The organism is Gimesia fumaroli, from assembly GCF_007754425.1.
In the GTDB taxonomy this organism is placed as follows: Bacteria; Planctomycetota; Planctomycetia; order Planctomycetales; family Planctomycetaceae; genus Gimesia; species Gimesia fumaroli.
Genome location: NZ_CP037452.1, coordinates 5,363,249 through 5,383,974, shown reverse-complemented (window position 1 = coordinate 5,383,974; position 20,726 = coordinate 5,363,249). Strand labels below are relative to the sequence as shown.

Below are 20,726 nucleotides of genomic sequence, written 5' to 3'. Positions count from 1 at the left end.
TAATGCTTTTAATTGAAACCCGTTAATAAAACGAGCAAGAGTTATGATCGAAAACGGGAAAGGAGAGAACAGAGATCAAAAATAATTGGCAGTGATGGCGTGTTCTCGCGGATATTTACAAACACAAAATCCCTGAAAATACGGTGAAAATCCAACATCCTTCTCCTAAATTTCGTAATAAGCATGAAGGGGAGAGGAAAGGAGGCAGGGAGGCCAGAGGGCTCGCGAGATGCGGACCCGCCATCCGACTCGCGGTATGAGTATCTAAGAGAGGAGGATAGATGGTACGGGTAATCAACAGTATTGAAAGGCAGCTTCGTAATCGAGGGTGAATTTCGAGATAAGAGGCCCAAAGCCGTTGGGCTGCGGCATCCTGCAGACGGGGAATTGCGATTCACGCGCTTACGAAGCTGAGTGGCCGGTGTTGGAAACGACAGCGGTTTTTTTTATGCGCCGAAGATTGCCAATCATAATTAGTGGATTCTTGTGCCTCTAGCTGACGTTTTACCTACAACAGACACATCCCTCGGTTGCATTGCCTCAGCGGGGGTAGCACAATGGTAAGAAGTCAGTCCCTTAAAAGGAGACAAGGCATTAAATGATCAGATTACCAACCTGGGAGACCTCTTCGAATGCGCGAAAAAATAGTGGCTTTCATTTTGACCTTGATGGTGTTGTCACATCAAGGAAACATTTCTCAAGCAGCGGAGCCGCATGACGATCGGTGTGTGATTCTTGTGAGTGTGGACGGCTTGGCCAACTTTTATCTGGATGACCCCCTGGCTGATATGCCTACGTTGAGAAAGCTTGCTCAAGACGGCGCCCGTGCAGACGGAGGCATGATCTGTTCGTTTCCGACGGTCACCTGGCCCAACCATACTACACTCGTCACCGGCGCAACACCTGCGAAACACGGTGTCATCGGGAATAATTATCTGGACCGTAAAAGTGCTACGTCGGTGGCATTCATTCCTGATCCGCTATTCGATAAAGATCAGATTGTCAAAGTGCCCACGATTTACGATGCCGCTCATCGTGCCGGGTTGGTGACTGCAGGAATTGTCTGGCCGGCGACCCGGAATGCCCGTACGCTCGACTGGACTGTTCCCGATATGTTTGGCAAAGAAGCGTGGCCGAAGTACGGAACGAAAATCTGGTTGGAAGAACTGCGACAAGCCGGGTTGCCCGTTGATCTACACGGTTCCTGGACGGGAGAAAAAGGGGGCGGCGTAAAACGGGACTGGCTTTATACACGCATGACGCGGCATCTGTTCCAGAACCATCCCCCCAATTTATTATTAATTCACCTTGTCGAGGTCGACCATGTGGAACACCAGTACGGCCCGAAAACTCCGGAAGCCTACTGGTCGGTCAGCTATGCCGACGATCGTCTGCGGGATATTGTCGAAGCGGTCAAACTCTCTCCGCATCGCGAGAAAACAACACTGGTCATTGCCAGCGATCATGGTTTCTTCCCGATCTCAAAAGATATCCGTCCCAATGTTCTGCTCAAGCAGGAAGGGCTGCTCTCCAAAGAGAAAAAACAGGTCTACTGTCTGTCGCAAGGCGGAGCCTGCATGGTCTATATTCTGGATGATGCCAATCGCGCAGAGAAAATGAAACTGCTGAAGGAAAAACTCGCAGCCATTGAAGGCGTGCAGGCCGTGCTCGATGCGGATGAATACACAAAACTCGGCCTGCCGACTCCAGAGCAGGATTCTCATGCCCCCGATCTCTGGCTGGCAGCGAAATCCGGCTACTCGTTTACAAACAGCGATTCAGGTGACGACGTCGTGACGCCACGCAAAACTCCCGGCGGAACACACGGTTACCTTCCCGATCAGCCGGACATGCTCGGTTCCCTGGTCATTTCCGGACACGGCATCAAGCCGGGCACCAAGCTCGGCAAGATCCAAAGTCTTGACGTGGCACCGACCATCGCTCGTTTGCTGGGCGTCAAACTTCCCACCGCCCAAGGCAAACCACTTACTCCAGCCTTGCAGGAAGATTGATCCATACAAGTTACGAAAATCGATGTTTGACCTCTTCAGGATTGATAGCACTGCTGGTAGCATCGCTTTCCTGTTGAGGCTGACAGCGACTGGCCAGTGTGCCGAGGATCGGTGAAATCAAAGCAGTCCAACCGGTCTGGTGGCTCGCCCCCAGACCGCGGCCTGTCTCTGCATCGAAGTATTCGTAGAACAATACCAGATCGCGCCAGTGCGGATCGTTGAGTAAAACATCGGTCCGCGCATAACTGGGGCGATCACCTTCTTCGTTGGACAGGAACAGTTTCGAGAGCCGCTTGCGAATTTCGTCGGCCACTTCCTGGAGGTCCATGTAATTACCCGATCGCGTGGGGCATTCAACCCGGAGCGATTTACCGTAAAACATGTGATACCGTTCCAGCGCTTCAATCAACAGATAGTTAAGCGGAAACCAGATCGGGCCGCGCCAGTTGGAATTACCACCAAACAGACCGCTATCCGATTCAGCCGGCTGGTACTGTACTCGTAGCATCTCGCCATTCAGTTCATATTCGAACGGGTGTTCTTCATGATATTTGGATAGAGAACGAATGCCGTAGTTCGACAAAAATTCGTCTTCATCTAACAGATAACGCAGCATTCGCATCAGTCGATCACGCGTCGGAATTGCCAGCAGACGATGACCGCCGTCAGAGGTTTCTGAATCACGTTCCATGTAAGTCATGAATTTGGCCAGGTCAGGGCGGCTCTTGAGGAACCAGTCCATGCGTTTCCGAAAACCGGGCAGCTTGTCGATCGTTTTATCGAAAATAACATCGACGGTGAATAAGGGAATCAACCCGACAATCGAGCGGATTTTCAATGGGATACTGCGGCCATCCAGGTGCAGATGATCGTAATAAAAACCGTCCTCTTCATCCCAGAGTCCGGTACCGTCAAGCGAATTCATCGCTTCGGCGATCGAAACATAATGCTCGAAGAATTTCGAGGCCATGTCCTCGTAGGCAGGGTTACCATCGGCCAGTTCAAAGGCAATTGACAACATGCTCGAACAGAAGAAAGCCATCCAGGCGGTTCCGTCTGCCTGTTCCAGGTGACCTCCTGTCGGAAGTGGCTTTGAGCGATCGAAAATTCCAATGTTATCCAGCCCCAGAAAACCGCCACTGAAGACATGCTTGCCGCGAATATCTTTACGATTCACCCACCACGTGAAGTTGATCAGCAGCTTCTGAAAGACGCGTTCCAGAAAGTTGCGATCCCGATCGCCGTTGGATGCCGTCATTTGATAAACGCGCCAACAGGCCCAGGCGTGAACCGGCGGATTCACATCGCTGAAATTCCACTCGTAGGCCGGCAGTTGTCCGTTGGGATGCATATACCATTCGCGGAGAAACAGAATCGCCTGTTCTTTTGCGAAATAGGGATCGATTTTGGAAAACGGGATCAAATGAAAAGCCGAATCCCAGGCCGCGTACCAGGGATATTCCCACTTGTCGGGCATCGAAATAATATTGCGATTATATAAGTGTCCCCAATCAGCATTCCGCGGACTGGGCGCACCAGGCGAAGCGGGGGTCGGCTTCGTTTCACCTTTCCCGGAAGCTTGCAACCAGCGAGGAATCACATAGTGATAAAACTGTTTTGTCCACAAGAGCCCGGCATCAGCTTGCCTCATCACTTGTTGTTCGTCAACAGAAAGTCCCGGCGAAACAAGCGATTCAGCATAGCGATCGGCCTCTTTAATCCGTTGCTTAAAGGCATCGTCAAAGCCGGCTCCAAACGCTTCGACTGGAAGTTCGTCGACAGCCGACATTCGTAACCGAAATTGGACGGAATCACCGGCGGGAACCGTACACTGAAAATGAGCCGCCGTTTTGGTTCCTTTGGGACGTGGATTGATCACCCCTTCGATGCCATCAACAACCGCCAGATGAAAGGCATCTTTGCAGGAAGGGCGCCTGCTCTCAGGATCGTCAAACCGCCAGGTATTGGTTTCGTTTTCTGTGAACAGCCATTGGGGAAGCGCACCGTCCGGACCGGCGTCGGCGTAAAGCTGAAACTCGCCCAGTGTTTCGTGTTTTGCAACAAGCTGGTTGTCTGCCACCTGAGACAGGCTCGGCTTTTCATCTGGCCGATCAAATGTCGAGCCCCAACTCCAGGTATTACGAAACCACCAGGAAGGGAGAAAATGCAGCGGCGCGTCTTCCGGACCACGATTAAAAATCGTTACGCGAATTAAGATGTCTTCGTCAGCCGCCTTTGCATATTCAATCTGAACGTCGAAGTAGCGGCCTTCATCAAAGATGCCGGTGTTGGTCAATTCGTACTCAGGTTCTTCTCGCGAACGCCTTGCATTTTCTTCACGCAGCTGAGCATAGGGAAATTCGGCCTGGGGATATTTATAGAGTGCCTTCAAATAAGAATGGGACGGCGTCGAATCGAGATAGTAATACGCCTCTTTGACATCCTCGCCATGATTGCCTTCCGGCCCGGTCAAACCAAACAGCCGTTCTTTGAGAATCGGATCTTTCCCGTTCCAGAGTGCCAACCCAAAACAGAGTCGGCATTGACGGTCGCAAATTCCCAGCAGGCCATCTTCACCCCAGCGATAGGTCCGCCACGTGGCTTCTTCGTGGGTAAAATTCAGCCAGGGGTCGCCGTCGGCAGTACTCTCACGTACAGTACCCCATTGCCGCTCTGCCAGATAAGGCCCCCAGCGTTTCCAGTTCGCACCCGACTCACGACGTGATTCTGAGACAAGACGTTCCCATTCCGGTTCTGGCATAAATGTTTCAACTTTTAACAGTCAGGCAGAGGCAGGCGTGCCTGATTTATTTGCAGGAAGTGCGCAAGAATATCGCGTTCCTGCGCGGGAAAAAGCGTTATAACTCTACGATATATTTCTAATTCAAGCAATGCGAATCTCATTCCGATCGGCAAGATTAAAATGGGCATCAGTGGTCAGGGACATCTGGTGCAATTCAGGAATATTCATCCACAATCATTGGCACAAACATCTGTGATGATCACCTGGATATTTTCGACTTGACTGCCTCGCGCCACCCGCGATAACCCAGTTATGCGTCGCGCGCGAGAGCACTGCTGGTTCAGGTGAATCTGTGAAACCGGTTTTAACCGCACCTGCAAAAAAACGCTTGTTTTAGACCAATTTTTCAAATGAAATCCTTCAAAAGTTATGCGGGTCGACACACATCGGCGCATTTCCAACACAGTCCGGTCCACTCTCCGCCCCTTGAGGCACACTCCCAACCCCCGTTCGCACCACATCAAAATCTCCTTTCCTCTTGACCCACTTACGCAGTTCGCAACAATCCGTTTCACAATTATAATGTTCTCTCTGGTAGGGGCGAGCTCGCCCGCCTGGCGAAATTCAATCACAAATCACCGCGTAAACGGAACCAGAGCGGCCCACAAAAAAGAGAGCAACTCGGCACCAACCGCCGTTTGCAACCAGAGTGCGAAAACAACCCAGCGGCAAACCAATCCTACCAGATATCACCAGACCAGCTTAGATGAACTTTCAACACCATTTTCTGTACCAATAGATGGTCGACGGTAAAGACTCCAGATCCCTTTGATCTTTTCCTGGCATGGTGTATGATGAAAGATTCATATCGGAAATAGCAATCTGGTATACGGTTTCAATAGGCTGGAATAACATGCAAGTGGGAATAGCGCTCGTTGTGGTTGTCTGTCTGAGCATCAGCGGTTGCTCGGGCCAGCAGGCTTCTGTTGACAAAATGACTCATCAGACCGGCGATTTTGACTCGCTGGTTGAGGCTGCCCGCCAGGTCTCTGACACGATTTCAGATACCCATTCTTCCGAAGGGCACACCTTTACGCTCGAGATTATTGGCGGTTATCCCGATAAAGAAGAAATACTGATTGCCTGTGATGACAGAAGTGCGTCAGATGTCTCGACCAACTTTGCGCTCGTCAAATGGAAGAAGGTTGATGGAGTGTGGCGATTCGACTCGATGGAGTCTGGATGGGACGACTTTGGCATGCTGTCGATTATCATTGAACAGCAAATCGTCAACAAACTCTGCCGGGCACTTGATGATCAATTTAAACCGCCCCGGTCCGACCCGAAGAAAAGTGCAGAAACCGCTGAGGCTCTGATGAAACTCATCGAAATGAGTAAACAGAAGCAGGATTAAATTCTTTATTATTGAACGAATTAAAAGTGTCAGGGGAGAAAAAGGTGTCAGGAACGAATGGCACTGCCTATTGTAGCGTAACAGTTTGCGTTCATACGATTGCCTTCCGTTGTTGATGGTAATGGTATCTTGGTTGCTTCAGCAAAGCCAGCACTTTGGTGCGGCGTTTATTGGCTCTGGGTTCTGTTCGACCAGTGCGATGCCCCACACGTTCGCTGCTGGGGACCTGTTGTCCGAGTGCAACCAACTCATCCGTGAGCTTCGTGACGGCTCCCAACAACCAACTGGCAGCCAGCATCTGTTGCGTGGTGGCAAACGAGAGGGAACGCGGATCACGGTCTGTTGAGAGACTGCTTTGCAGCATTTTGAACCGAATCAGATTGTACGCCAGCAGGCACGACCAGAGTTCGGTGAGCACCATGTCCGGAGACTTCGCACGCAGAATATCCATACCCAGCGAACACTTGATGCTGCGAATATCCAGTTCGATCAGCCAGCGGCTTTGATACATGGCGGCGATCCAGCGCGCCGGGGATGCTTTCCGATCTGTGATGCTGGTGGCAATCGTAAACGTTTTGGCGCGATACCCCGGCTGATTGGTCTGCACATCGACCAGACGCAGAGTGAGCGTCAGCGGTTGTTGCCAGAATTCCTGACGGGGCATCCAGTCAGGACGTTGCAATGGTCGTGACCAGGTCACCAGTCGCTCCCGTTTGCTCAGCCGCCGTGCGTTCTGGGGATGATCGTCACGCAGGTGATGATTCTTCATCAAAACCTGCACGCCCCGCGCACGGCACGCACTCACCAGCCAGTACGTGCAGTAATACGAGTCTGCCACCAGGGTATCTCCCGGTCGGAGTGCATCCAGCATTTGCCAGAACAGGGCCGTTTCGCCACTGCCTTTTCCGCTGTAAGGCCCGCTCACTAGATCCACCAGCAGTCCGGTTGTCATCGAGATCAGAGAAACGCAGCGTAGAACGGGGAACCCGAGCCCCGGTTTCTGAGTCGGGTTCTGTGGATAGGCACGCTGATTCTTGGGAGTATCGGCGGCCGTGAGGGTGAAGCCATCAACCAGCAGAATGCGACCGCCGGTGCTCCGTGATTTCATATCAGCGATGCTGGAAGGACTGAGGCGTGCCGCCGACTGCTCTCTGGTCTGGACACGATTCTGATCACAGGCCGCTTCCGCATCAGCGGCAATTTGTTGGACAATGTCTCGAATGACGATAAACGGGATTTTGAGTCGCGCACGACAATAAGCACTGGTATTCGTACTGCAAACCCGTCGGCCCAGCGCGGCACACAGGTTGGCAACACGGATCACGGCCGCTTTACAGCTGCGTTGCTCGCCGGAAAAGAAGACCTGAGAAATTAAGGCCCAGAGCGTGATTGCGGGAGAGTAAACGTCATCCTCGCCGGAACCAAAATTGATTTCGTGTTCATCAAAGACCTGCTGCCAGCGCTGATCGTTGATTACATCAGATAGCGGAAGCGAAGCATTTTGCATCATCGAGCGGTTGAAAAGAGAAAATGATGCTGCATTCGAATGGGAAGCTGGTATAAATGGCATAGAACCTTCCTTGGTCAAATGTCTTCATACACCACCCAAGGAAGGCCTTGCCAGAACGCAGCATAATGCCAGGAGAGGTTTTGCCAAACACAATTTCCAGCGAACTGGCAAAAAATCAGAAAATTAAAACCGTGACTGCGTCACGCCGAAAGCGTTGCGCAAACACAAACTCAAAAAACAGCGGCAGTGCCATTCGGTCCAGACCCCTTATTCTGTCCTTGGCAATCGGGAAGTTGTTCCACAGGTTCCGGTGAAGAGTTGGAAAAATCGACGGCGATTCAGGTGAACCTGCCGCACACGTTCCGCAGATTCCAGTGCTCGCATCGCTCATCTCGCGCGCGACGCACTAAAAGACATAGATTCCAGATCGGCGGGAGCCAATCAAGTTGAATTCGTTCAGAAATGGAGACAGATGTGTGCGGGTGTTAAACAGGACGTGGTTTTATTGAAGGTCAGCTTGACCGGAAGGAGTGCAGAAAGAATCGTTCCAGGCAGACAAAATAAAACGCTGAACCGTGAGACGATTCAGCGTAAGTGTTTTTCAACGAAAAGCGGAGAGAGGGGGAATCTCTGACCGCTGATTTGTTGCCGGGCTTCCCTTGCATTTGAGGCTTCTATAATAGGTCCAAACTGCAGATCGTCAAGAACATTTATCTGGTATTGATTCATTTAAGGCAAAAACGAATGCCACAAAACTGCCACAAATATTTTGATGAGAAAATATATTCTTACTTATTCGTCGGTAATATGGGACCTGCCAATCTTGAAATTGAGTTTTGTGTGTTTACTAGTGATTTCAGTGTGTACGTTATTGAACTGTTGGCGTTGTGTTCATATGATTGAATGGCTGCTGCAATTTCAAATGTTGCTGAGGGGAGATGGCAAATGGAAAAACAAGATCAAACGCAACAGTCTTTTTATTATAAAGCTGAACTATTTGTCTGGCGACATTTGTTCTTATTGGTTGCTTCAACCGTGAGCATTATTGTGGCTTTACTCGTTCCACAGGTCACAAATATTTCTTTTTATGCTCCAAGACCTTTTTTTGATCGAACTTTTTTTGTCAGCAGCATAGCCCTGTTTGTGTTCTTGAATATTACAATGATTATTAACTTCGTCAATCCCCAAGTTCCTCTTTTAAATATGGTGGGGCTTGGGTTCTTGCGGAAGATACTCTTCGCACCTGCAAAATGGATGAGCCGATTGCTCGCGGGGATGACACATGGTACTGGCTGGTTTAAGAGTACATCTACTCGTTTTGTAGTTTCGATCATCATAATGATTATCGGTGTTATTGGCACTTACGTAATTGAATATAACCTTCATACGCCTTATCTACTTGTTGGTGGATTCCTGAAAATGCTCGCTCTCTGGTTGGCAGTTGTCGGAATATGGCTCCTGTTTGGAGCTTTTTTTGAAATAAGAGTATTCAGCAAAGAAGAACTTAAGCAAGAACATTTGAGTGATGCTCACTTGCATTTTAAAGTCTGGAGAAAATGTGGAGAGGTGTTATCCTGGCTATTGATAACGAATTTGATCCTTGAAATCATGTGGGTTCTTCCCAGCCTAAAGTGGGGAATGAAATCATTTCGAATTTACGCCATTTTTGCGACAATTCAAGTATTATGTACTTTTATCGTCCTAGCTGGATTGATGGATTACCTGCAATACCCTGATGGAAAGAAGCGTTCTAAATACCCGGTTCGGTTCTTGGCGATTCTTGCAGTCATTCTCGTTATGTGGAGTCAAAGTGGAGATAACATTTCTGATCCCGTAAATTCAATATCAGGATCTGCTGAAACAATGGAAGTTTCAGATCAGGAAAAGAGCGTTAATATCAATAATTCCTGGTCAGTAGCACTGGAGGACCGTCTTGATGCGATGCCTGAAGGGCCAGTAGTGATCGTTGCAGCCAGCGGTGGGGGATCGCGGGCAGCGATTTTTACTTCGCTGATATTTCAGATGTTAGCAGAAGAAGAAATGACGATTCCTCGCGTCTCGGAACCAATCGCGAAAAATACAGAAATCAGCACTAAGTCCGTCGATGATAATAAATCAAAATGGACAGACCATATTTTATTGATCAGTAGTGTTTCAGGAGGTGCATTAGCGACAGGACATTTACTAGGTGATGGGAATAAACAACCTCTAAGCACACAAAAGTCTGACCAACTGAGTAGTTCAAGTTATGATTTATTGACGAGAACTGAAGAAAAAATCCTGACTTGGATGAAGCAGGACAAAACGAAAGATGAGTGTGGCAAATTCCAGAAAGCAGATGATAAAGCAGAACCGATGTCTGCGGAAGAAAAGAAGAAATTTGAGTTAGTCAAAAAAGTCCTTTCGCGGATCAAGTCTCAGGCGTTGATGGATGATTCAAAACATGAAGCTGATACCTGGAATAAAAAGGGAGACACTGCGGAGAAGATTACAGAACGAGTGTTGTTACAGATTGCTGAGCGATCATTTCAATCACAGTATGTAGACAAAATGAACATGAATTTCATGGCTCCACTTCTCCGAGGTTTTTTAACTCCGTTTGTCAGTCGCGGAGAAGGGTTGTACTATTTTTGGGAATATCAATTTGAATGGGAAGACCATCGGCAGTTGAAGAAGTATTCTAAAAAGAATCCTTTATTGCTGGTGAACACCACCGATCTCGATACTGGTAGGAGGGTCATTGTTGGGTTTCCTTCCATTCCTCAAGGTTTTCTTCTCGATTCTCCTACGCATGGTCTTACGGCAGATGATTATTCAGGTGAGACGTTAATTCCAAGCGATGAGATGAAACATGCACCTGTTTGTATAGCCGATTATGCAGGTGATTCGAAATTGGATTTATCTTTAACCCGTGCAGTTCGACTTTCCGCAAACTTTCCGTGGGGTTTTGATTCCTCTGTGATCTCTGCTGAATCAATTCCCCAGTTGAAAATGCATAAACATGCTCCTCCTGTTCGTGGGATTGCTGAGAGAACGAAACTGCGATTACTTGATGGCGGCGTCGTAGATAACACAGGCGTTGATTCGCTCTATGCTGTGATTACAGCGTTACGGGATGCGGCAATGAAGGCCCCGAGTGGACGAGAATCTCGTGTTTTAGAAAATATAAGAAAGCGAGGTGTCGTTATTCTGGAAATTGATTCAGGTGCAAAACCTGCTGGGAATAACCAAACGCTCGATCAGTTTGGTTTTTTCACTCTTCCCATAACTGGATTAAATAATGCTGTTTATACTAATGCACTTCAAAAACGAGATGAGTTGATTACTAAGATTAGTGCAATTCTATCTTACCCCCCGCATGCTAACATTCTTGCTGGCATAAAAAGAAACCAAGTAATATCTTCTCCACAGGTTACTACTAAGGAAGATCCCAAGAAAGAAGAATTAGTTTTGCCTGTAACTGCTCTGTTGCCTCTGCTTGATGCTTCATATAACCCCCTTGACAAAGAACGTATTACCGTTATTCATCACCGTTTTAAGTGTAATCGAATCAATGACACGGAAGCCGATGTGATTACTGGGTTTGCTTTGGGACCAGATGATAAAGCGACTGTATTAGCATTATTTCTTTATGAAGTCATTTCCTGGAGGACCTTTCAAAAAGAATTAAAGACGCAATTCGAATATTACAATTTAATTAACAAGAAAGAGGTGAGCCGACGAGATGCAGGAAGTATCACACAGGTCAAGAATTCCTTATCGAAGCTTTCAACATTTTATCGCGATCACCTCAATCAACTAAAGAAGCTATCATCAGAAAATCTAGTAAACAAAAAACTGATTTGTTCTTTAGAGCACCGTCTCTCATATTTAGAAAATGCTTTAGCGGAGCTAGATGATTCCAGTATCCAAAATTCAAAAAATGAAATGAGTGATTCGAATGATGTATTCGTGGCTCCAGCTGATGCACAATTAAAAATATTATTAGATCTTCCTACGGAAAAAGAGCCCCAGGATGGACGCGGGAAGTATTTAGTTCTAAAAGAAAATCAGAAAAATAATATGATGCAACCACAATTGGAAGTAGAATTGAATCAGATCCGACAATCCAAGATGAATATCGACAAGATGAATCAATCACGAGATCGTATGTATCGTTCTCTGTCCAAAAAAAAATGATATTATACTGAAAGCTTAAAGTCTGAAAATGGTTTCACATTGATAGGATGCTTTTGGTTTTTTATCGATTAGTGGGGATATATAGGTCACGATTTCGCTGTTCAAATTCCGCTTTTCTCACATTCCGGTCACGATATTTGATGGCTTCCGTTTCAGGTGATGGCGTAAACAAAGCATTTAATGGAGTGGAATTAACGATTTTCACCACAGGAGTTGAGACTGCTTTGCCTACAAAATGAATTCCATCAGCCGTCTTTCCAGCAATTGTGGTAGTACCCGAAACTACGGTTACGGTAGCCTGAGGAATCCCGGTCCGTTCGAGCCAGGAACTTTGATTGTCGGAATGCTTCTGCAAGCTTTCTGCAATCTTTTTCATTTGAGACTTCCCATGATGATAAGAGACACGCGGCTTACATTTGTGGATGAAATCCCATTTGCTTGCGAATTGGATTCGGATGGCTTTTTTCCCAAAATCATAATTTATCGAATTTCTGCGGTACGTCACCCGGGGGGCACCGGGAAGCATCTGAACTTCGAGGTAGAGTCTCTCATGGGTTACTGGATCACTCACGACAACGATCGAGGGGCCTCCCGGAAAAAAGGGACCTTGAAAATTTCTGTCGCCGGTATAATAGTATTTGTGAACAATAACCGTGGGGGGGATATCAACGATATCGCCATGCTCACTTTCTTTTATAATGGCTTTTGGATTGCCTTCGTCGTCAACTCCCGGGTCCATCACCACGATTTCTTCCGCAGGAGAAACACGGGCGACATGATCTATCGCGAAAATCGTATTGGTCATCAGAATGGTGATTCCTATTGTTAGACAGCACGTCCGGGTGGTGCGTTTGTTTCCAAGCATCTTTGTTCAAATCCTTTTGAATTTTATTTGTATTGAAAACAATCAATGTTTCACTTATGTGCAATTACTCGTAATGAAATAACAGCTCAACCCGGCTGATATGATTGTAAAAATCCTTGATTCGTAGATCTTTCTTTTTGCTTTGCTCAAACAGATACCGTGTTTGTCCCTGTTCAACCCAGAATCCTTCGAGTTTCTGTTCAAATAAGACCGGGCGCCCTAAATCATCACTCTCCGGAGATGTGGTTCCGGAAACAGATCCCAGGCCGCGAAATGTGACATAAAACTTATTTCGGCGAAATCTTTGGAAAATCGGTCTCTGAGTATTCGGTACTAATTTGGGGTCCTGTGTCGCTCTGAGGTTAATACTCCAGCTGCCATTCTCTTGTAACATCACAGCAGTATTTGAGATGGCACAGTGATTCAAATTCATACTACTGGCAGATTGCTGATAAATCTTTGTGATGACCGGTTCTGTCGTCAACGAGTTAGAAGACAAGTCGACTTCTGCATCTGTCAGATTTAATACAGCGTAGGTGATCGAGCTGACGGGGGTTGCATTCGTTGCCTGGTAACGATAGCTACTTCCCAGCGAGCAACGTTTTTTTGCTTTCACTTTATGGGGAATCAGGTTTCCTGCCCAGGCAGTAATTAAACTGCCACCAAGCAATGCCAGACTGGTCACGATGGTCACAAATCGCATCTTATTATCCTGTTCGTTCTAACTAACTATTTTTTCGAATAAGGCAGTTTGGGGAGTCTTTCTGAAAAACGCGACCAAGCTGATGGGGTTTTAGAGGGCTTCCGAGTTTCTGTTGATATTGGTTGTGCTTTATCTGGTCTCACAATGGAAGAAATGCCGAATAACTTCTGTTGGAAATCATGGGGATGCTTACTCGATGTTTCGTATCCAATTGGTCGCACATGCCCTGGTGCCTGCTTCGGTTGAGATTTCATAAAATTCAACTTCTTCAAAGCTTTGAGTGGGGAAGAAAACTTGAATACACGCACAGGAGTAATCTTTTCTTCAAAGGAAGTCTGATTGATATGTTTATCAAAATTCTTATGATTTAGCGTCGATCGCGTTTGTGGGGGCGTCAACAAAACAGGAGAAGCAGGGGGCAATGTATTCACAGATCGGGAGCCAGACCTCTGAGAGGCTTTGACATTTGTGTGACTTCTGCCCGATTGTGACGGGATAGAGTTCGTCTGACTTTTCTGGAAAATGGCACTATCATCCGATTCCAGATTTGGTGGCCCCCCTTCCTGCAAGGGCACATTCTGCGTGTCTGCAGGAGGCGTCCATATTTCTCTCGCTCCGGGAACGAATGCAGGGTCCTTTCCCGGGATGTAACGAGAGGGCGGTCGGATATCCTGAGGACGGTAGCCTTCCTGTAAGGTGCTGTCCTTTAAATTCAACCCCGGGCCGGTATAGCCGGACGGATGGTTATAGGGAATCGTCTGTTGGGTCCGATACAGGTCGCCACGGCGTTCTTTCTCTGGAATATCCAGATATCCATCAACTTTGCTGCTGGCAAAATCGCTGACTTTATTTCGCAGTACTCGTTGACGGTTACGTGTGACAAATTCCAGATCACGCAAGTTGAGTGTGTCGAGATCAGCGACCGCAGGCGCCCAGCGCAGTCCCATGATATCAAACAGAGTGGGGTAAATAACTGATTGGGCCAGAATTATATTTTCCTGAAGTGCAGACTCCGCTTGCGGCAAAGGGCGAAACAAGACACCCAGTCCGGGAACGTCTTCGAGGAAGGGGACCCCTCTTGAAGTCCGAGAGGCTTTTAATGCCACCTGATAACGGCTAACTTCGCGCAATTCATAATTACCTGTCTGGACATCAGTGTCGATGAAGTGTCGTTTAACACGACCCAGGTGTTTTTCATCTGCACGGACCGGTTCGCGAATATTGGTGGTGTATTCGTAGTTCAAATGGAAGACGACGGCTTGGCCATCCGGTTGAATGACCGGGCGGACTTCAAAGGCGGTTCCCGTTTCAAATTTGTAAACAGATGGATCGGGGATGAGACCCTCGAGTTGAGAGCCAAATTTGGGTGGGCTTGATGGTCCCTGGCTGAGGTACTCCTCGTCCATCACGGAAGGGGTACCGGAAAGTACGTTACGAATTCGCGGCGAAGTTCCCTCGGCAGTGTATGTTGCACTGGCCGGCTGCCCGCCGTAAAGTTTTGTCAGCGCCAGGAAATTGGGATCGTTCATTAACGCCCCATAATCACTGTAGGCGGCTAATGCGGATTCAAAGGCTTCGTTGATCATAATATCTCTTTGGGGGAGATCGAATTCCATCGTTGCCTGAGGTGAAACACGGGCAAACTGTCGGTTATTCGTTAAAATACTGGTTTCATCAACCTGGGCAAAACTCACATCCCAATAGCGGCTCGTTTCCCGCACGTATCGAAATGCCGGCCTGTAGAATTGTGTGTTAAAGTCATCTTCCAGGGCAGTCGCGATGCGTTGCATGTAATTATCAATATTCGCTGTGTGTGCCCGCGTTCCTTCTACAAGTTCAATGAATTTCTCTTCCACATCATCGACGAGCATGTCCAGAAATTTCTTATGATCTAGAGGAAGACGCGACCCTTCCAGCAATTCCAGTGCAATCTGTTCTTTGATCTCGGCGTCGAACATCTCTCGAAAACTCTCGTTGACTTTCTTGATTGCTTCCTCTGCTTTCTTTTTCAGGTCATCATCTTTGTAGTGTGCCAGAATGCTGTCGCGTAACTCCAGCCAGTCTCGAAAGGCATCTTGAAGGTTCGATTTAGATGATTTCAGGTTTGCTAAAATTAACGCACCGCGTCTTTTATAATCCCTGGTTTGTTTTTCAATCGCTTTGACAAGTATGGAATACTCTTTGATTCCAATCGTGATCGTCGCGATTACTTGGGGGCTCTTGGTTTTATCTGCTTTGACTTGTTTTATGTCATTGTCACCCTCAAAATAATTCTCTGAAAGAGAGTTGAAATAGCCGTTTTCTTTAATGAGAATTGCTTGATGGTCAAGTTCGAAGTAGTGGAATTTATTACAGAGCCGGTGTAGTCTCTGGTACTCAAGAGCTAATTTTTGGATCATCTGATTCCACATTTTCTTCTGAGTGTTAGTTTTAGGTGTGATATTTGTAATTTTCAATTCTTTTTTATTATTCTTATTAATGAACTGATATTCGTAATTGATACCATTAAGTTGTATCTTATAGGTTTTATTGCTTGTCCAGGTCTTTGAATCACGGTTTTGAGTATCAACATCGGTTGGAAGTAAAATCAGTGAGTTCACATCTTGGGACAACACCGTAATCATATTTTGGAATTCTTGTGTCAGTTCCATGAGTTCTTTGATGCGTACTGTTTTCGCTTTTCTGACGGCGTTTTTAGCGTCGGATTCTTCGCTGAGGGCAGCCTTTCGCATGTCTTTGTAGTTCCCGATCCGGTCTTCAATGACGGAGCGTTCAAGAATACGTTCCTTCAGTTCAATCTCGGTGACCAGACGGCTTTTGAAGATTTGCGCTAAACGAATGAATTCGCGCTGCAGGGGGGTGAGCGTATCATCGCCCGCTACATCTGCATTGAAGAAGCCACGCAGGGAAACAAACTTGGCATTGTGCGCCATGAAGTGAAACTTTTTGAAATCATGTTTTTTCGTCATCCCTGATGCGATGAAGTAATCTTGCTCGTCCTGGGGCAATTGTGTTTCGATTTGCATTTGAAAATCGGCCAGGATCTCCATGCGAACACTGTTTTTCGCCAAAGCCATCATGAAGAGTGCCGAAGACAGGCTGGTGGAATCCATTGAGTTCAGAGAAAGAAGTTTGTTCCCCGTTTTCAGAAATTCCGAGTCCAGTTCATGCAATGCCTGTAAAAAGTCGGCTCCGAAGAAGGCTTCGACGTATTTGAGATCGCGTGCGTGCTGCGAATGATCAGGGCACATGGCATCAATATTGGCTGCTTTCTGACTGGCGACTTTGACGATCGAATTTCGCAGTATTTGAGCTGATTGACTGGTTAAAAATCGAGCATGGTCAATGTAGCGCTGGATTTTAGAGGCGACGACTTCCATACGGTCGCCGTGCTCACCATTAATCTGAATTGTATGCAGGGAAATTCGAACCTGACCGACCGGAGCGTCGATCTGATTGATCATCGTGCGGACTTCATTGACGCCTTTTAACGGGCCTCGCAGTTGAATGAGGCCTGTACCAATTACAGAGATCGAAACCTGCTCGACTGGATCGTCCGATTTTGGTGAACCTTCGGCATAAGAATCGGGATCTTCATGCGCCGCTGCTACCTGTTTTCGGAATTCCTCAGCATATGCCCGTTCTTCTTTTCGCTGAGTATCATCCCATTCGTCGTTCAGACGGATCTCTTCGGCTCTGGCTGTTTCCACAGCAGCGAGAGCAAGCTGGATTTTAGACCGGGTCTGAGCAGAATCCGCTTGTGCTGTGGACAGACTCAGTCGAGCTCGTTTCAATTGTTCTACCGTGTTTTCTTGTACGATCGAGTTATTTAGTTCCCTCAATTCTTCTTTGTCTTCTTGTTCTTCTGTTGTTCCCTGTTGCTCATAAGTCTTGTTTTGCAGGAATTCTTTTCTATTTAAATCCCCTTCCATTCTCTGGATATCACGTTGTATCTGCTGAATTTCGTTGCTTCTTCGGGCTAACGACTGCTGCAAGTCTTCCAGTTTGGTTTCGGATTGTCGGGCCTTGACAGCTGCGTTGATAGCTGCCTTTTCATTTCGCTTCCGAAGATCTGTGGCTGCTTCGGCAAGTTTCAATGCGACTCCGGCGAGCTGGGTCTTCATATCGACGCCGTGCCGATTATAGGAGCGGATTTTTCGATTGATAATCTGAGCGACACGGTGGGCATCTCGGAAATAGTAGAGCCGTGCAATTCGCGTGACAACTTTATCTGAAGGGTTGAACCCAACACTGTTTTCTCTCGGGTTTGTGTATTCAGGATAAGGAACATAGTTCCCCGTCGTTCCTGTAATTCCACGGGAACCTGCCAGGGAAATATCATCACTGATGACTAACTTAGGGACGTCGTAGGTTCCAGTCAGGGCTATACCGTGCAGGTCTTTGGCACCCGCTGTAAACTGAATCTGATAGTTTCCTGCAGATGTCGCATTACTCAGTTTAATCTTGATCGCATTACTGTCTGGAATCGGCTCAAGGCTGGTAATTGTTACAGGAGGATTGGCCCCTCCCACTTTTGTTACAGTCACAGTATTGTTAGCGCTCGTCGCATTATTGAAGACTAACGAAGTGTAATCAAGAGGATAATTTTTATCGAACGAGATTGTGAATTCGTTCCCGCTGGGAATCTGACTGAATAATGAAGCATCAACGATGCCTTTGATCGGGCCTTGAGTGGCGATGCTGACCTGTATCGGATCGATCCTGACCGATTCGATAACCTGATTTCCCTGCATGAGCATTGGGACCAGCGTGTATTTGCCGACAGTTCTTAAATTAATAGTCAGTTCAACAGGCGCAGGGGTCTCTGACAACGCTCCGATATTGATAAATGCCAGATGACTTCCCTTGGAATCGTTGACGACCAGTTGCGTGCCATCTGCATTTCCGCCACCGGTTGTTTGAACCGTGAACTTGATTTTGAACTCTGTCTGGTTTGTAAAGTAATTGTTGGGATCTCGTGTTTCAAGTAGAGAATCAGTATCAGAATTGTAAAGGGCACTTGTAATCCCCACACCATCGCGGACGTACGTTGCTTTATTCACTTTGATACCGTTTGTCGAATATGCATGAGCGGAATCCTGTTCCAGCAAGGCATAGATCGTTCCCGGAAATGTGATGTCTTTTGTGGGAACGTTTAATTCGTATTGCCAGACATTACTTGAATTCGGGTAACGCTGTCGGTTGATCACTTCGATTTCTTTTTTAAAGACGTTGTTATCATTAACGAAAATGAATTTTTCGTTTCCTGTAGCCGACGATAATCTGACGCGCAGATACCCGTCATACATTTCATAGATCGTGGCAGGAACAAAATTGGGCGTTCCATATTTGTGAACCGAGACTATGCTGATCACGGGTTTGAGAGTTGTTTTAGGATAAACGAGACTTGTGGGACCGCCCTCTTCCGTCCAAACCGTAAGGGGAGTAGGAAGGGAAGTGATTTTCAATTGGTAGGACCCCGGTTTCGTGATATTTGAATTCGGGATCACGAAAGAAGCTTGATTATTATCCGCACTAACTTGTACAGGCAATTGTAAGGAGACTGTTGTTGTCGCTCCTTCTAATTGCTTCAGATCTAATGTGTAGCTTTTCCCCGTTTCAAAAAAAAGCCCCGATACTTTTTCTAAGGTGATTTTCGTGCTCGTGGTCGCTTTTAAAAGAATCTGTTTCTTTCCTTTATTGACTAAGGCGTCACCGGTCCAGATGATTTCTCCTTCGCTGGCAACCTCAACAATTTTAAATGTATTGGGAGTAGTATCTCCCAGTACGAGGGGAGTGAGAACGGCGGGCGGGGTGGATGTTGCTATGCCGCTTACTTGTGTTAATGCTTGTTGGTTGGGGGCAGGGGCAGAGTTGATGGGACTGGCCGAACGGGTGTGCCGTTGAATCGGGATGGCTTGTACTTGCTCTGATTGCGAAAAGGTCTCAGGAGCGATCGGTTGTTGAAGTTTGTTCTGGTTCTCTGTTCCGTGTTGAACCAGGGGGCTTTGGAGCCGTATAAAATCGAAGTTGACCAGGAAGTGACTGAGTACCCCCCCACCAACAGCGATCAGCATGCCCAACAAAACAAGAAAGATGATTCCTAAGGCCCGTAACATTTTAACCATCCTTGGTCTGAAATTGACTCATTGATAATTTATTGAATCCCCGAAATTCAGGGAGTTGTGGTATCCAGTAAATGTCCCCAGTCGATCTGGGTGCATTGTTAGAATAAATACGCAGGCATGGGCATATCTGTTTTAAACAATACTATGTGTTATTTGTATATATATGACATAGGTTCTTTGTGTACTCTATCGGAGGGTTTTAGTGTAAAAATGAAACGGTTATTCTGATTTTATGGAAATGATCAGTTTGGGATATTGGATCCGGTGTCGAGGAAAGAATTCGATTTATGTTGCCAAGAAAAAAGCCAGTAACATCTTAAGGATGCGACTGGCTCTTGAAGGGATTGGAAATCGGCAGATTTTGCCGGATAGCATTTGCTTAATATACCGTTGCTTTAGGGAGCGAGCCAAATCTTGCGGTCCCCCGTCTAATTACTTTGTAATTTCCTTCGATCGTGTTTCTCGACTGATCCAACAGACTGGAATAACCTTCATGGGTCACCAGTGAGCATTTGCCAGCGGGATTCTGAGCCTCGATCCGAATTGGGGGCAATGTAATCGTTCCGAGCGATTTGAACGGGGGGTGTTGCATTCCAGGTTTTTTGCACTTCGTTTGAATGACAAACTGCAGCCGCATCGTCACTGGAATACCGGGCGTTTCAACCACAAATTTGACTTGATACCTGCCATTACCCTGCGACTGAAAAACCATATTTTCGTAAATGATGGCAGCCTCAGTCTCATAGGCTTGTCCACAGGTTCCAAACTGGTTGTAAGGAAATCGAGCGGGCTTGGTAAATATCGCGTCGAGTGCACAGGGATTGCTATCTTGGATGCTCTGACATGGTTTCTTTGCTTTGAGGGGGCAAGACTTGTCACTGCAGCTGTCTGCTTGACTTTGGCTTTTGGAACCCTCAATGGCTCGATCAGTAATCTCTCGGATCTCGGGCAATTTGTTGAAGGGGGCCTGAGAAGGGTATATTTTGGTTTCTGAAAATACCTGGCTATTTTGAGCAGGCGAACCTGAAATCTGGGCAGCGACCAAAACCAACGCATAACTTAGTGTGGCTGACATTTCTCGATTCTTTCCAAAAGGGGAAAAGTGGACTCAAAGAACTGATCCTGGATGCAAGGTAGAACTGTTCAGACTGGTATTATGAGTTTACAATATA

At 47.0% G+C, this 20,726-nt stretch carries 9 protein-coding genes; 3 read left to right on the top strand and 6 right to left on the bottom strand.

The annotated features are described in order from the left end of the window. Positions 1–632 precede the first annotated feature (632 nt). The gene (locus tag Enr17x_RS20445; protein ID WP_145311558.1) at positions 633–2,012 is read left to right on the top strand and encodes an alkaline phosphatase family protein; all 1,380 of its coding nucleotides are present in this window, start codon (positions 633–635) and stop codon (positions 2,010–2,012) included. 10 nt (positions 2,013–2,022) lie between these two features. Here the strand turns inward: Enr17x_RS20445 and Enr17x_RS20440 are convergent, their stop codons facing one another. After that, on the bottom strand, positions 2,023–4,773 hold the full coding sequence (locus Enr17x_RS20440; protein WP_145311557.1) for an MGH1-like glycoside hydrolase domain-containing protein: 2,751 nt from the start codon (positions 4,771–4,773) through the stop codon (positions 2,023–2,025). A gap of 895 nt (positions 4,774–5,668) precedes the next feature. On the opposite strand from Enr17x_RS20440, the gene Enr17x_RS20435 reads away from it, so the two are divergent. Then, the gene (locus Enr17x_RS20435) at positions 5,669–6,169 is read left to right on the top strand and encodes a hypothetical protein (RefSeq protein WP_145311556.1); all 501 of its coding nucleotides are present in this window, start codon (positions 5,669–5,671) and stop codon (positions 6,167–6,169) included. 91 nt (positions 6,170–6,260) lie between these two features. On the opposite strand, the gene Enr17x_RS20430 is transcribed toward Enr17x_RS20435, so the two are convergent. After that, positions 6,261–7,739 carry an IS4 family transposase gene (locus Enr17x_RS20430; RefSeq protein ID WP_145307888.1) on the bottom strand — a complete coding sequence of 493 codons (1,479 nt, stop codon included), beginning with the start codon at positions 7,737–7,739 and terminating at the stop codon, positions 6,261–6,263. Between the two features lie 885 nt (positions 7,740–8,624). Between Enr17x_RS20430 and Enr17x_RS20425 the strand changes: the two genes are divergently transcribed. After that, positions 8,625–11,858, top strand: coding sequence for a hypothetical protein (locus Enr17x_RS20425; RefSeq protein ID WP_145311555.1), 3,234 nt, complete (start codon positions 8,625–8,627; stop codon positions 11,856–11,858). A gap of 61 nt (positions 11,859–11,919) precedes the next feature. Here Enr17x_RS20425 and Enr17x_RS20420 read toward each other — a convergent pair whose 3' ends face one another. From Enr17x_RS20420 to Enr17x_RS20405, 4 genes are all read right to left on the bottom strand, one after another. Next, positions 11,920–12,663: a hypothetical protein gene (locus Enr17x_RS20420; RefSeq protein ID WP_145311554.1), complete on the bottom strand. Its 744-nt coding sequence runs from the start codon at positions 12,661–12,663 to the stop codon at positions 11,920–11,922. Between the two features lie 124 nt (positions 12,664–12,787). Beyond that, a complete protein-coding gene (locus tag Enr17x_RS20415; RefSeq protein ID WP_145311553.1) occupies positions 12,788–13,426 on the bottom strand; it encodes a hypothetical protein in 639 nt (212 codons plus the stop codon). Between the two features lie 26 nt (positions 13,427–13,452). Next, positions 13,453–19,545, bottom strand: coding sequence for an Ig-like domain-containing protein (locus Enr17x_RS20410; RefSeq protein WP_145311552.1), 6,093 nt, complete (start codon positions 19,543–19,545; stop codon positions 13,453–13,455). Positions 19,546–19,933: 388 nt separating this feature from the next. Beyond that, positions 19,934–20,629: a hypothetical protein gene (locus Enr17x_RS20405; RefSeq protein WP_145311551.1), complete on the bottom strand. Its 696-nt coding sequence runs from the start codon at positions 20,627–20,629 to the stop codon at positions 19,934–19,936. Between the last annotated feature and the right edge of the window lie 97 nt (positions 20,630–20,726).

Bases quoted from the DNA above. Each gene is read 5' to 3' on its own strand.
- Enr17x_RS20415 (WP_145311553.1), bottom strand. From the start codon at position 13,426: ATGCGATTTGTGACCATCGTGACCAGTCTGGCATTGCTTGGTGGCAGT.
- Enr17x_RS20405 (WP_145311551.1), bottom strand. From the start codon at position 20,629: ATGTCAGCCACACTAAGTTATGCGTTGGTTTTGGTCGCTGCCCAGATT.
- Enr17x_RS20445 (WP_145311558.1), top strand. From the start codon at position 633: ATGCGCGAAAAAATAGTGGCTTTCATTTTGACCTTGATGGTGTTGTCA.
- Enr17x_RS20420 (WP_145311554.1), bottom strand. From the start codon at position 12,663: ATGACCAATACGATTTTCGCGATAGATCATGTCGCCCGTGTTTCTCCT.
- Enr17x_RS20440 (WP_145311557.1), bottom strand. From the start codon at position 4,773: ATGCCAGAACCGGAATGGGAACGTCTTGTCTCAGAATCACGTCGTGAG.
- Enr17x_RS20410 (WP_145311552.1), bottom strand. From the start codon at position 19,545: ATGTTACGGGCCTTAGGAATCATCTTTCTTGTTTTGTTGGGCATGCTG.
- Enr17x_RS20425 (WP_145311555.1), top strand. From the start codon at position 8,625: ATGGAAAAACAAGATCAAACGCAACAGTCTTTTTATTATAAAGCTGAA.
- Enr17x_RS20435 (WP_145311556.1), top strand. From the start codon at position 5,669: ATGCAAGTGGGAATAGCGCTCGTTGTGGTTGTCTGTCTGAGCATCAGC.
- Enr17x_RS20430 (WP_145307888.1), bottom strand. From the start codon at position 7,739: ATGCCATTTATACCAGCTTCCCATTCGAATGCAGCATCATTTTCTCTT.